The following is a 13537-nucleotide window of genomic DNA, read 5'->3' on the forward strand; positions in this document are numbered from 1 at the left end:
TTGCGGCGGATCGGCGCGGCGGCCTGTGTGCGTCAAGTTCGATCTTCCGATTGCGTCCTGCCGGGGGTGCGGCTGGTCCTGGCCGACCCCCGGCGGCCCTGGTCCGAACTGATGACCAGATATGATCGGTCGGATTTCGTTGCTGAATGCCTGGCCTCCCTGAAGATATCGGGTGAGACGCTGGACATCAATCATGTCCGGAACCATTTTCACATTCCGCTCGCCTTGCTGGGAGATGCGCCCCGCCACGGAGCCCGCCTCCTGGATGTGGGGTGCGGGCCGGGTTGCTTCATCCTGTCCGCGGCCGGACGGGGATGGGCGGGAGAAGGGGTCGAGGTTTCGACCGCGCTGGCGGCCTTCTCGCGGAACGTCGCGGGAGTCCCTGTCTGGGAAGGGACATTCGAATCCGCCGGAATCCCTGCGGAAGCATACGACGCCGTCACGCTTCTTGACGTCATTGAGCACGTCTGCGAGCCGCAGAAAGTTCTGGCCAAAGCGGCCCGTGTCTTGAAGCCGGGCGGGAAACTCATCGTAAGCACACCGGACTTCCGCAGTCTGAGTCGTCTCATCCTCGGCTGGAACTGGGCCGTTCTCTCTCCCGCCGAACACCTTTTTTATTTCACGGCCGGGACTCTGACCCGGATTCTCAAGGAGTCCGGATTTGAGGTGATGGGGCCGGTTAACGTCCTGACTTTCAATCCTGAGGCTACGCATGCTCCCGGGACGCGCCGCCATCTGCGCTGGCGGCGTATCCACACCCGTTTGGAAAAAACCCGGCTTGTGCGGAAAATCCAGAACCATGAGATGAGACGTCTTCTCGGAATGACGGGGGGATCGGATGCCGTCTTGCCGACCCAAGCATGGAAACGATGCCTGTTGGGCCTCTACGACGGCCTGCGCACGGTCGTCAGAGGAGACATGCTCTATGCGCTTGCCTTTAAAAAAGCAAAAAGCGATTGTGGATAAATGAAGCTGAAAATCTGAAAAGAGAAGAAATCACATTCGGGCGGCGGCCCGGTAGATTTCGAGTGTCCGCCGGGCGGTTTCCCGCCAGGTGAAGTCGGCGGCTCGGATCCGCCCTTTCCTGCGACAGGCACGGCGCATCTCCGGATCCGTCATCATGGCGTGCAGGGCGTCGGCCAGAGCTGCAGGGTCGGAGGGATTGACGGTCAGTGCCGCGCCGGCTGCCGTCTCGGCCAGCGAGGTTGTGTTCGACGTCACAACGGGGACCCCGGCGGCCATGGCTTCGAGAACGGGCAGTCCGAACCCCTCGAAAAGCGAGGGATAGACGAACACGTCGGCGCCCTGGTAAAGCGCTGGCAGGTCCTCGTCCCTGACGAAACCCGTAAACCGGACGGCATTGCCGGCCCGGCGGGCGGCTTCGCTCATGATGCGATCCGAGGTGAAGTCGGCCCGTCCGGCAATGACCAGGGTGTGGGGCGCTTCGGAAGCGGACTTTGCGTCGGCGAAGGCCGTGGCCAGGACGGGCAGATTTTTTCGCGGGTTGAGCCGCCCGACGCACAGGACGTAGGGCCGGACGACGCCGTATCGCACCGCGACATCCCGAATGTCGTCCTCGCTGTGGGGGCGGGAAAAGTCGGGGGATACGCCGTAGGGAACGGCGGCGATTTTCTCGGGGGGCAATTCGTAGGCGCGCAGGATGTCAGTTCGGGAGTACTCCGACCCGGTGATGACCCGCGCCGCCCGAAGAGCTGTTCTGCGGACGAGAATCCGGGATCTGAGATTGAAAAAGCGGGGAAACGTTTGCGGGACGCGAAGAAATCCCAGATCGTGGATCGTGGCCACGAGCTTTCCGTCGTGGACGGGCGGGGCGATGTATTGAACGTGGAGAATGTCGAGGCGGTCGCGGCGGGACATCCGGGCCAGATGAACGGGAATGCGGATGAAGGCTTTTGCGGCCGGGAGGGGGCGGATTTCGGCATTTTCGGGAAGGCGCAGGCCGGCGTAGACGGGATGGGCCGGATCGGTCACATAGAGGATGTAGGTGTTTTCCGAATCGATTTCAAGGAGTCCCTGGATGAGACCGCGGATGTAGGTGCCGTTTCCGGTGCCGCCCGCCTCCGCGGCGTGGGCGTCGATGCCGATGCGCAGGCTCATGGGTCCTCGGGTTGACGATTACAGCATACCACAACTTTTTCCGCAAGCAGGCTTAGACTGAGCCGAGGCTGTGCGCGGGTCGAGATTGCCGTTCCGGCAAGGAAGCGGCCCACGAAGGCGTAGTTGAGCTACGTCGAGTGGGCTGCGACGCAGTCGGAATGGTGAGATCGGGACGCCCGAAGGGTTAAAAGAGCCGGGTATCGGGAAAAGAAAATAAACTCCCGGCTTTTTAACACACAGCCTCGGCAGTGTTGCGTTGAGGGGGCAATTGACGTATCATAAACGTCCGTTCGCGTAAAACCTTGATGTGATTGAGCGGAAGATGTTCTCGGCATTTCGAATCCTAGGTCAATCGTTCAAACGATTCAACGACGACGGGTGCGGCACGTCGGCCGTCGTGATTTCCTATTTTCTCCTGCTCTGTGTCGTGCCGCTCGTCGCCCTGTTCGCCTTCATCTCGGCCCGGATTCTGGGAAGTTCGGAGATCGCCTTCCGAAGCCTGAACATCTTCACCGACGAGTTTTTCGCCAAAATGGACCCGATTTTTTTCCGGAGGCTCGAGGTCGTTTCCGAGGGGGTGGCCAACCTCGGACTGTTCGGTCTGGTCGGATCGGTCGTCGCGGCCAGTTTCGTTTTTTCCAACCTCATCGGCACGATCAACAAAATCTTCCGGGCCGAGTATCACAAATCCTTCTTCTACAACCGCCTCATGGAATTCATCCTGATGTTCTCGATCGGCGTCATCATGCTCTTTTCCCTGTCCATCACGGCCGTCTGGACGGCCGTCCACCGATCGCTCCGGGAAAGCGCCGTGGCGGCGGAATATCTCAGCCCGGAACTGTTGTCCGTGGTCAACAATTTCTTCATCCAGTACATCATGCCCTACGCCCTGACGTTCCTGGTCATGTTCATGATCTACAAGTTCATTCCCGAAGTCCGGGTCGACACCTGGAGCGTCGTCATCGCCTCGGCCGTCGCCGCACTTCTCTGGGAGGCCTTCAAGAGGCTGTTCGCCTTTTACATCGCCAATTTATCCGTGGTCGGAATCGTCCTGTCCCGGCTCCTTCAGGGAACCCTGACCTCCATCATCTTTTTTCTTCTCTGGATCACATTCTCCCTGAGCATTCTGCTGTGGGGAGCGGAACTGGCCGCCGTCCTCAATGAGAGGCGGATCCGGAAAGAGGGGGGGGTATGAAGCTCAAGGACATTGCCGAGATTCTGGGTTGTCTCTTGGAGGGCGAAGGAGAGACCGAAATTACGGGCGTGGCCTCGCTCGAGACGGCCCGAAAAGGCGATCTCGTCTACATAAGCGGTTCGAAACATCGCCCGGCGCTCGACGCCTCATTCGCCTCGGCGGCGGTAATCCCGGAGGGCGAGCGCTATGAGCGGATCCCCGTTATCCGGGCCGCCCATCCCCATCTGGCCTTCATCCGTGCAGTCGAGCTCTTTCATGAGACGCCACGGCCGCAGCCGGGCATCCATCCCCTGGCCTGTGTGGCCGGCGACGCCCGGATCGGCCGGGATGTTTCGATCGAACCGCTGGCCTATGTCGGCGCCGGCGCTTCCATCGGCGACCGGACGATCGTCCGGGCTTTGGCGACGATCTACCCCGGGGCCGAGATCGGCGACGACTGCGTCATCCATTCGCATGTCTCCGTGCGCGAGGGATGCATCGTCGGCGACAGGGTCGTTCTCCATAACGGCGTCGTCGTCGGTGCGGACGGGTTCGGCTACATCCGTCTCGAGGACGGGACGCATCGGAAAATCCCCCAGATGGGCCGGGTGGTCATCGAGGACGATGTCGAGATCGGCGCGAACACGACCATCGATCGTGCGGCCCTCGACGAAACGCGGGTGCGGCGAGGGGCGAAAATCGACAATCTCGTCCAGGTGGCCCACAATGTGGACATCGGCGAAAACGCGATTCTTGTGGCCCAGGTCGGAGTGGCCGGAAGCTCGTCCGTCGGCCGGAACGCCATCCTGAGCGGCCAGGTCGGAATCGCCGACCACGTCCGGATCGGAGACAACGCCATCGTCGCCGCCAAGTCGGGAATCACCAAGGACGTCCCGGACGGCGCCTTTGTCGCCGGCATCCCTCACCAGGACATCCGCGTCTGGCGCAAGATGTGGGTTTTGCTGCCTCAGATCCCGGACATCGTCAAGGACCTGAAGCAGCTCAAGGCCCGCCTCGAGGCCATCGAAAAAGGGTAATCCTTCCAATTCGCGTTTCTTCAGGGCAACGGATTTTTCCGGGTTTTATTTGATGAGGTTGAGTTCGAGCTGGGCGTCGCGGGCCGCCGCGCGCCCTTTTTCGATGTCCCGGAGAAGGTCCGGCGTGATGTCGCCGGTCGGGTAGCGGCCGTCGAAACAGGCGGCGCAGAAATCGACGAGCTCCGGGTTCTCCATGCGGACGGCTTCTTTCAGAGCGTCGAGCGTCTGATAAATGACCTGGTCGGCGCCGATGCGCCGGGCGACCGTCTCCTCGTCGGCGTCCCGGGCCACGAACTCGGTTTTCGTCTGCATGTCGATGCCGTAGACGCAGGGAAAACGGAGAGGCGGGGAATAGACCGTGAAATAGACGGTCTTCGCGCCGCATTCCCGGACCATCTCGACGATGGCCCGCGAGGTGTTGCCGCGGACGATGCTGTCGTCGACGAGAAGGATATTCTTGCCCTGGATTTCAGAAGTGATGGGGTTGAGCTTCTCCCGGACCGAGGCCTTGCGGTTGTTGGCGGCCGGCATGATGAAAGTCCGCCCGATGTAGCGGTTCTTCACGAGAGCTTCGCTGTACTTGAGGTTCAGGGCGCGGCTGATCTCGATGGCCGCATCCCGGGCCGAATCCGGCACGGGGACGACGACGTCGATCGCAAGATTACGTTTGCGGATCTCCTCGGCCAGAAAGCGTCCCAGGTTCACCCGGCATTTGTAGACGTTGGCGCCGTCGATGAAGGAGTCGGGGCGGGCGAAATACACCCATTCGAAAAGACAGGGGGTGTGGGGGCACACGGCGATTCGTTTGGTGTGGACCTGCCGGGCTTTATCGATAAAGACGGCCTCGCCGGGCCGGATGTGACGGATGTCCGAGAAATTGGTGATGTTGAGGCAGACCGTCTCCGAGGCGAAGGCATAGGATGTGAGCAGCCCGTCGGCGCGGCTGCCGTAGGCCAGCGGCTTGATGCCGAAGGGGTCGCGGAAAGCCACGAGACCCTGTTCGGCGATGTAGGCGACGACGGCATAGCTTCCCCGGACCTTGGCGTAGACGCCCTCGACCGCCTGGAAGATGTGCTCGGGCCGGAGCTCGCGCGCCTGTTCCCGGGCCAGGTTCTGGGCGAAGACGTTGAGGATGACCTCGACGTCGCACTCGGAATTCAGGAGACGGTGGTGGGTTTCGAAGAGCTCCGTCCGGAGTTCGTCGTAATTGGTGACGTTGCCGTTGTGGGCCATGATGATGCCGAACGGCGCGTTGATCTGAAACGGCTGGGCGTCCTCTCCGCCTCCGCCTCCGATCGTCGGATAGCGGGTGTGGCCGATGCCGACCGGGCCCGTCAGGCGCGACAGGCTCTTGTCGGTGAAAATGTCGCGGACCAGGCCGTTGCCTTTTTTGGTGTGGAAGCGGCCGTCATAGGTGATGATGCCGGCCGAGTCCTGTCCCCGATGCTGGATGGCGAGGAGACCCTGGTAGAGATCGGGAAACACGTGCCGATCGGAGAGAATGCCGATGACTCCGCACATCTAACGTGATCCTTTCATTTCGATTCGGCGATGGACGCCAGAAGCTCCTCCGGAGTCGCGGCGGCCGTGCCGATCTTTCCGACCACGATGCCGGCCGCGGCGTTGGCCAGAATCGCCGCTTCGAGGATGTCCGTGCCGCTCAGAAGGGCCAGGGCGGCGACGGCGATGACCGTGTCGCCGGCGCCCGTGACGTCGAAGATTTCGCGGGTCACGGCCGGAATGTGGACGGGCGTCATGTCTCTCTCGAACACGGTCATGCCCTGCTCGCCGCGTTTGATGATGAGATAGCGCGCGTCGATGAGGTCGAGGATTTCGGCGCCCGCCCGGACGATCTCGTCGTCGGTGCGGCACGGCCGGCCGACGATGCGCTCGGCCTCGTGATGGTTGGGAGTGAGGAGCGCGGCCGGGGAAAAGTGCCGGATGGAGTTGATTTTGGGATCGACGCAGACGAGCAGGCCCTTGTCGCGGGCGACGGCAAGGATGCGGCCCAGAAAAGGCGCGTTGAAAAAACCTTTGCCGTAGTCCGAGAGGATCAGTCCGTCGCAGGTCTCCGCGGCCAGGAAATCGACGACGCGATTCTCCTGCCGGGAGGACAGGGCGTGTCGTTTCTCCATATCCACGCGGACGATCTGCTGGTGATGGGCGATGATCCGGGTTTTTTCGGTTGTCGGCCGGGACCGGTCGACGAAGATGCCCCGGCTGTCGGGGACGTTTTTGCGGATCCAGCGACCGGCGGTGTCGTGGCCGACGATGCCGATGGGAATCGGCGAGGCGCCGAGGCTTTGGAGGTTGTGGCAGACGTTTCCGGAGCCGCCGAGGGCCAGGGAGTCCTTGCGGACTTCGACGACGGGGACGGGCGCTTCGGGCGAAATCCGGTGGACATCGCCCCAGATGTATTTGTCGAGCATGAGGTCGCCCATGACGAGAACTTTTTTATCCCGGAAGCCGCGGACGGCCGATGTCATGCGTTGGAGAGGGAGTGTGGGATTCACGGAGCGTCCTTTCGGAAAAAAATGGGGTTGGAGGCGATCCACGGAACGCCGGGGTCGAGCGGGGTTTTTTCCAGAAGATGAACTTCGACCCGGTAAACGCCCGGATCGGACGTTTCGTGGACGAGGCGGCCGGCGCCTTCGGCGACGGGGATGCCGCCGCGGAGAAGGCGGATCCTGTGGCGGAAAGCGAACGGTGCCCGGACGGTGAATCGGACCGGACCTGTTGAGGCGATCTGGGATCCCATGGGCCGGCGAAGTTCGGACGTTTCGGCATGGAAGCGGAATCCGGTGGCCTGCGCCGCTGCACCGACGGCGTTGAAAAACCGGCCGAAACGAAGGGCGTCGAGGATTTGGGTTTCGGCGTCTTCGAACGGCTCGGCCGGGGGGCTGTCGAGAAGGACATGGAGATGGAGGAGCGAAAAGGAGGCCCGGTAGAGAAGATGGGTGTCCGAACTGTAATAGCCGAACATCGGCCGGGAAGCAGTGATCTCGTCCCACTTCCGAAAGTCGGCTTCGGGGCGGTCGAGCATGCGGAGAAGGACGGTTTCCGGGCGGAGGAGCAGGGCGGGCAGCCGCGGCGCGATCCGAGGCCAATGGGCCCGGACCATGGCGTCGGTGTTGAGAATTTCCAGGCCGCCGTAGGGGGCGAACCCCCCCCAGGACCAGCGGGTTTTTGAATAGGGGTGGGCGATGACGGTGAAGCCGCCGGCGGCCGCGACGTCGTAGGCGGCATTCTCGGCGATGCGCGGGAAATCTTGGTTCGGCCGGTTGAAGCCGAGAGCGACCAGGTGGCCGCGGTTGACGTTAAGCTCGGATCCGGCCAGGACGAGAACGTCTTCGATTCGGCCTTTTTGATCGAGGGAGGCGAAGTTGGGGTTGCCGTGGTCGGTCAGAATGATGAAATCCAGACCCCGGCGGGCTGCGGCCCGGGCCGCCGTCCGAGGGGTTCCGCGCCCGTCTGAAAAGGTGGTGTGGATGTGATAAACGCCGCGAAGCTCGAAGAGCCCGTCGCCCGCGGCCGGGTCTTGGCCGGGCGGCGGACCGTAGGATCGGAAACTGAGGACGATCCAGCCGAGCCAGACAAGATAGAGAATGCCCAATACGGCCAGACCCCGCCCGATCAGCTTTTTCATTCCTTCAATCTCCCAAAACAGCATTTTATCACATTTCTTCCCCTTCTACTCTGGCTGCTGGAAATATCTGATAACAAATAAATTAGTTAAAAAAATCGCCAAAAAACGGGCTTTTTAGCTGTAAATGTAATTAAATCAATTATTTCCAGCAGCCAAAGTAGAGGGGAGGGTGATGAGGAAGAGGAAGAGGAGGGTGATCTCGGAGTCGGCGAAGTTGTATTCGAAAAAGCCGGCGACGAACAGGGCCGCGGCGGCGGCCAGAGCCCCCGCGGCCGCGGGTTTGACAAGCTCGTTCGCCGGATCCCGGGATCGGGCGATGCGGCGAAGATCGACAACAGCCAGAGCGAAGAAGGCCAGCCAGGCCAGCAGGGCCGGGATGCCGCGTTCCGCCGCGATCTGCAGGATATTGTTGTGGAGGTGGACGTTGTTCCGGGCTTCGGCCGAGAGTCCGTACTTGGGAAGTTGAAACTCCATGTCCACGGTGTTCAAGCCGGTTCCGAAGATCGGGTATTGCTTGATGATCTTGAGGCCGGCCCGGGCGTATTCGATTCGGACCTCGTTCGAAGTCCCGCGCGTCGTGAAAATGCTCTCGACGCGCTTTTTGACTTCAGCGGGCGATCCCAGATAAGCCAGAACCGCGGCCACCGGGACGAGCGCGAGAAGCTTCGGTTTGTAGAGACCCAGGATGACGCAGGCCGCGACGCCGACGCCGATCCAGGCGCTTCGCGTCAAGGTCAGGGCCAGCGCGGGACAGGCGACGAGGAAGGCCGCCCCCCAGAGAAACCGCGACCGCTTGCGGTAAAAGACAAAAAAGCCCAGAGCAACGGCGCAGAACAGGAGCAGAAGCCCGGCCTGGGTCATGTAGTGGCCCATGAAACCCTTGACTCTTTCGTCGGGCTGCAGTCCCGAGGCCACGTGGTAATAGGAGTAGACAAGCGAGGCCGCCGCCGAAATGAACATGGCTGTCAACGTTCTCCTCTTCCAGCTCTCGCCATCGAGAACCATGTAGGCCAGAGGCACCATCAGAAACAGCGTCAGTTCCCGGCCGGCCAGGAAACTCACTTCGGGGTTGACGGAAAAAGCCGCCGAAAGGATCGACCACCCGGCATAAACGATCAGGGGGATGAAGAACCGCGGAAAGACCGGGCCTTCCCTGCGGAGGGCGAGCCGGATGATCCAGAAAACGACGGCCAGATAGAAAAAGATCTGGGCCAGGCTGATCGAAATGAATGAGAACAGAAGGGCCGCGACCAGAGCCCATCCGGGAAGGACGTCCCAAGTCCGGCCGCCTCGACCCTCCGCACCGCTTTTCAATTCACTCATGTCGGCGGGATTATATCACAGACCCATCGGCCATCAGAAGCAACCCAGCCGGACGCAGGCGTCATAGACCTCGCGAACTTCGATCGACCGCAGGCAGCGGAAATCGCCGTGAACGCAGGTTCTCTGGCGGCACGGACGGCAATCGAGGTCGCGTTGGAAAATGATCGGCGTTGCGGCGGGCTTCCACGGCCCGGTGATTTCGGGCACGGTGGGTCCGAAAAGAACGACGGACGGAGTCGGCGTCGTCGCCGCGATGTGCATCGGCCCGCTGTCCGGCCCGATGAAGAGAGACGCCCGGCGGATGATTTCGCGAAGTTCGATGGGGTTGTAGTCGTCGGTCGCCGGAAAGACATTCGAGGGTGTGCGGGCCAGGATCGAGGCGGCCCGCCGTCTGTCGTCCGTTCCTCCCGCAAGCAAGACGCGCACCCGGTCCGTTCGGGCGAGACGGAGAGCGAGCGCCGTCCAATTCTCCTCGCCCCAGTCGCGAAAGGCGTTTCCGGCACCGATGTGGAGGACGACGGCGCGGGTGCCTTCGGGCGCGGCCTTGGCATAAAGCGCGTCGACGCGCTCCCGCTCCTGGGGGAGGGGGTCGGGCAGGCTCATGGGAGGCGGTTCCGGGACATCCAACCCCAGGGCCCGGACGAGATTGACGTGATTCACGACACTGTGGATCCGGCCGTGTTCCGGCCGCCGGGGAACGCGCCGATCGTATGCGAAACTTCTGTATTTCACGCGGTACCCGACTTTGAGACGGGCTCCCGAAAGAGCGGTCAGCCACCAGGCTTTCGGCCCGCCGTGAAAGTCCAGGACGGCGTCGTATTTTTTTCGGCGCGCGGCCCGCGCGGCCGCAAGGACATCGCCGGTCGAGGCGTGGCGCGGCAGGACCACAATATCGTCGAGAGCGGGGTGTCCCTCGACCAGTCTCCGGAAGGGCGCTTCGACCACGTAGGTCAACGAGGCCTGCGGCAGCGCTCTTTTCAGAACTTCGACGGCGGGCGTCGTCAGGACGATGTCGCCGATTTTGCGCAGCCGGACAAGAAGGATCCTGTCCAGGGGCAAGGCGTCAGTCCTTGACGGGACGGTCCGGTTCGACGGCCGCTTCGTCGACAAGCATGACGGGGATGTCGTCCCGGACGGGATATACACGGAAACATTTCAGACACTTGAGCCCGCTGTCATCCGCGGTCAACCGGACCTCGGTTTTGCAGACGGGACAAGCCAAAATCTCGAGAAGCCGGGGATCAAGAGCCATGGTTTTCTCCTCGGTTGAATACTAACCGACCCGCCCTCCCCCCGTCAACTGCCGGCGCTATGACGCACACCCCCGGCGCCGGGGCTGTGCACATTTGGGAAGGACATGTTAAAATACGGCCTTGATGCGCGACGGAGCCTTCGGCCTGCCGGTGGAGTGCCCGCCCTACCGGGGACGGGTTCACCCGGACTTCGCCTTCCCCTCCTTCATCGACGCCGTGGCGTCCTTCACCCATTGTCATGCTTCCGATGCCCCTGGAGGGCGCATTCTGCTCGAAGGCCGCAACACGGTCGTCACCGTTCCGATCGAAGTGCCGCCCGGCCGGACGATCGAGACGGTGATCAAGACGTTCCGCACCGCCGGCCTGAAAAAACTCAGAACCTTATGGAGTTCCGGAAAAGCCGTTCGGGCCTGGCGGGGCGCCGTCGCCTGTCTCGCCGCCGGTGTGCCGACTCCGCTTCCCCTGGCCTATCTCGAGCGCCGGCGCCGCGGTCGGGTCGCCGAGTCTCTCTATGTCTCCGCCTTCATCCCTGACTCCGTCGAAATCCGCGGGCTTTTCCGCGAACTCGAACCACTGCGTCTTGCCGCCCTGATCGCATCGCTCGCGCCCTTCCTCGCCGCCTGTCACAATGCCGGAATTCTGCACCGGGACCTCTCCGACGGCAACATCCTCGTACGAGGCGCGCAAACCGGGGACTTCGAATTCTTTCTCATCGACACCAACCGGATCCGGCCCCGGTCGGGCCGGCCGCTTTCCTCTCTCTCCCGGGCCAGGAACCTCGTGCGCCTCGGCGTTCCCGCCGCATCCCGCGCCGCATTCCTCGATGCCTATCCGGCCAAGGGGCGGTCCCCGGGCCTTTTCCGCATTTGGTACCGCCTGAGCAAGGCGGCCTACGCCGGGTTGATCTCTTTCCGGAAAGCCCTCCGTCTGAAGCGAATCGCCGAAGCGTTGAAAATCCAATGAACAACGACGATTTTTCCTGGAACCCGTACGCCGACCAGCCGCACAATGTGGCCCCCAGGTGGGCCCGCCGCCGCCGCCACGTTCGGAACATCGGGGATTACTTCGAACTTGCGGTGAAAAACCTGGCCCGGACGCTCCCTGTCCTCTTCCGCACCCGGGCCCTGCTAAAGACCGTCCACACGCGGCCGGCGGATATCGGCACGGCCATCGGCTGCGCCGTTTCCGAAGCCGGCGGCCGGAGCGGCGAAGCGATCGCCCTGTTGCGCGAGACAGGCGTGCGCCTGACGCTTGTCCGCCTGGCCTCCTGGGAGCCTGAGCGGATGCCGCGGATCGAAGCCTTTATCCGCGATCTCCGGGCCGAGGGCTTTGAGGTCTGCCTGGCGCTACTCCAGCGCCGCCGCGACGTTCTCGATCCCCGAGGGTGGCGGATGTTTCTGGACGAGGCGCTGGGCCGCTTCGCTCCCCTCTGCCCTTACGTCGAGATCGGTCACGCTTGGAACCGGACGAAATGGGGCGTCTGGAGCCATAAAGAATATATCGCCCTGGCCGAACCGGCCTTCGATGCGGCCGCGCGGCATGGGACGCGTCTTGTCGGTCCCGCCGTGATCGACTTCGAATTTCATCTCTATCCCGCGGTCCTGCCGCGATTGCCGTTTGACGTCATCAGTTCCCTTCTCTATGTGGACCGAGTCGGAGCGCCGGAAAACGGACAGTTCGGCTGGGATGCAACGGCCAAGGCGGGACTGCTCCGGGCCGTCGTCGACAAATGCGGCGCGGCCGGGCGCAATCTCTGGGTGACCGAGGTCAACTGGCCGTTGGCCGGAACACACCCCTACTCGCCGGCTGAAGGGAAGCCCAATGTCGGCGAAAACGAACAGGCCGACTTCCTGGTGCGCTATGACGTGCCTCTTCTGGCTTCCGGTTTCGTGGAGCGGATCTACTGGTGGCAGCTTGTCGCTCCGGGCTACGGCCTGGTCGACAGCCGGGAGGAACCCTGGCGGCGGCGGCCGTCTTTCCGCGCCCTGCGGACCCTTGTCAGGCGGATTGATGGAGGGCGTTTCCTCGGAGTCATGGATATCATGAAAGACGGTGCGCGGAGTGATCCGCGGGATGTCCGGGCCTTCCTTTTCCGGAAAAACGGAGAAACCGTCGCCGTCTGTTGGACAACGGGACGTCCGGCGGAGGTGCGTTTCGACAGGGAGGTCGCCGGAATCGAGGACCGGGATGGAAACGCGACGGGCGTCCGGGACGGCGCCGTCCTTTTGGATGGGAGTCCGAAATATGTCCTCTTCAAAGATTAAATCGAAGTTTTTGCGGCCGCAGGTCGAGGATTTTGAGCGACGCCGGTATCGGGGTCTTGACCAGAGGATCGTCAATTGGAAGGAACGGCGCGCGGTGCGGCACTGCCTGCGCAGGATATTGGACGGCTGCGGGCCATTCGAAAACGGCGGCCCGGTCGTTCTGGATGCTCCCTGCGGTTACGGCCGGATGTTCGAAACCGCGGCCGCGGCGGCGGGCCCTGAAGGTCTTCTTCTCTGTGCCGACCTTTCCGAGGCCATGGTTGTGCGGACAATGGAGCGGGCGTTGTCTTCAGGCGGCGATACGGCGCGCTCGGCTCCGGACCGAGGCGGGCCGCAAACCGCGGGGCTCGTCGCCGACATCACGGCCGGTCTGCCCCTCAAGCCTGGCGCGGCGGATGTCGTCCTGTCCCTGCGCCTTTTTCACCATTTGCATCGGGCCGAAGACCGGGCCTCGGCCCTGGCCGAATTCTTCCGCGTGGCCCGATGCGGCGCCGTCGTTTCGTTCTATCGGGAAAACCGGCTTCACGCGCTTCAACGGAAGCTTCGGGCGCGGATCAAGGGAACCCGTTACGAAGTCCGCATGCTGGCGGGCCGGATGTTCGAGACGGAGGCCGAGGCGGCCGGATTCCGGATCGTTGCGGTCATGGCGCTTTTCCGGGGGATTCACGCCCAGCGATACGCCGTACTCGAAAAACGGTGAACTTCCGCGGCAACACAAAACA

Annotated in this window: 13 protein-coding genes; 6 read left to right on the plus strand and 7 right to left on the minus strand. The window is 62.7% G+C overall.

All coding sequences use genetic code 11. The features are described 5' to 3' along the window. Positions 1-27 precede the first annotated feature (27 nt). Complete coding sequence (locus SCM96_05465) at positions 28-966, plus strand: class I SAM-dependent methyltransferase (GenBank protein ID MDW7760071.1); 939 nt, start codon at positions 28-30, stop codon at positions 964-966. Between the two features lie 30 nt (positions 967-996). Here the strand turns inward: SCM96_05465 and SCM96_05470 are convergent, their stop codons facing one another. Then, on the minus strand, positions 997-2118 hold the full coding sequence (locus SCM96_05470) for a glycosyltransferase family 1 protein (protein ID MDW7760072.1): 1122 nt from the start codon (positions 2116-2118) through the stop codon (positions 997-999). A 322-nt stretch (positions 2119-2440) separates the two neighbouring features. Between SCM96_05470 and SCM96_05475 the strand changes: the two genes are divergently transcribed. Together SCM96_05475 and lpxD are read left to right on the plus strand one after the other, a co-directional pair. Next, entirely contained in the window at positions 2441-3313 is an 873-nt protein-coding gene (locus tag SCM96_05475) for a YihY/virulence factor BrkB family protein (GenBank protein MDW7760073.1), read from the plus strand. After that, positions 3310-4329 carry a UDP-3-O-(3-hydroxymyristoyl)glucosamine N-acyltransferase gene (lpxD, locus tag SCM96_05480; GenBank protein MDW7760074.1) on the plus strand — a complete coding sequence of 340 codons (1020 nt, stop codon included), beginning with the start codon at positions 3310-3312 and terminating at the stop codon, positions 4327-4329. The genes SCM96_05475 and lpxD overlap by 4 nt, the downstream gene beginning before the upstream one ends. 45 nt (positions 4330-4374) lie before the next feature. On the opposite strand, the gene purF is transcribed toward lpxD, so the two are convergent. The 6 genes from purF to SCM96_05510 all read right to left on the minus strand — a co-directional run bounded on the left by purF (position 4375) and on the right by SCM96_05510 (position 10550). Further along, positions 4375-5850: an amidophosphoribosyltransferase gene (gene purF, locus SCM96_05485; GenBank protein ID MDW7760075.1), complete on the minus strand. Its 1476-nt coding sequence runs from the start codon at positions 5848-5850 to the stop codon at positions 4375-4377. A 14-nt stretch (positions 5851-5864) separates the two neighbouring features. Next, the gene (gene rfaE1, locus SCM96_05490) at positions 5865-6842 is read right to left on the minus strand and encodes a D-glycero-beta-D-manno-heptose-7-phosphate kinase (protein MDW7760076.1); all 978 of its coding nucleotides are present in this window, start codon (positions 6840-6842) and stop codon (positions 5865-5867) included. Further along, positions 6839-7975, minus strand: coding sequence for a hypothetical protein (locus SCM96_05495; protein MDW7760077.1), 1137 nt, complete (start codon positions 7973-7975; stop codon positions 6839-6841). Before SCM96_05495 ends, rfaE1 begins: the two co-directional genes overlap by 4 nt. Before the next feature lie 135 nt (positions 7976-8110). Next, complete coding sequence (locus tag SCM96_05500) at positions 8111-9298, minus strand: O-antigen ligase family protein (protein MDW7760078.1); 1188 nt, start codon at positions 9296-9298, stop codon at positions 8111-8113. Between the two features lie 33 nt (positions 9299-9331). Beyond that, the gene (locus SCM96_05505; GenBank protein ID MDW7760079.1) at positions 9332-10357 is read right to left on the minus strand and encodes a glycosyltransferase family 9 protein; all 1026 of its coding nucleotides are present in this window, start codon (positions 10355-10357) and stop codon (positions 9332-9334) included. Positions 10358-10361: 4 nt separating this feature from the next. After that, positions 10362-10550, minus strand: coding sequence for a Trm112 family protein (locus tag SCM96_05510; GenBank protein MDW7760080.1), 189 nt, complete (start codon positions 10548-10550; stop codon positions 10362-10364). A 124-nt stretch (positions 10551-10674) separates the two neighbouring features. On the opposite strand from SCM96_05510, the gene SCM96_05515 reads away from it, so the two are divergent. From SCM96_05515 to SCM96_05525, 3 genes are read left to right on the plus strand one after another with little or no spacing between them, the layout of a single operon-like run. Beyond that, entirely contained in the window at positions 10675-11514 is an 840-nt protein-coding gene (locus tag SCM96_05515) for a lipopolysaccharide kinase InaA family protein (protein MDW7760081.1), read from the plus strand. Next, positions 11511-12815: a hypothetical protein gene (locus SCM96_05520; protein MDW7760082.1), complete on the plus strand. Its 1305-nt coding sequence runs from the start codon at positions 11511-11513 to the stop codon at positions 12813-12815. Before SCM96_05515 ends, SCM96_05520 begins: the two co-directional genes overlap by 4 nt. Next, entirely contained in the window at positions 12796-13515 is a 720-nt protein-coding gene (locus SCM96_05525; GenBank protein MDW7760083.1) for a class I SAM-dependent methyltransferase, read from the plus strand. Before SCM96_05520 ends, SCM96_05525 begins: the two co-directional genes overlap by 20 nt. The last annotated feature ends 22 nt before the right edge of the window (positions 13516-13537 follow it).

This window comes from Acidobacteriota bacterium (genome assembly GCA_033549365.1).
Taxonomy (GTDB): Bacteria; Acidobacteriota; Aminicenantia; order Aminicenantales; family Saccharicenantaceae; genus JAWSUF01.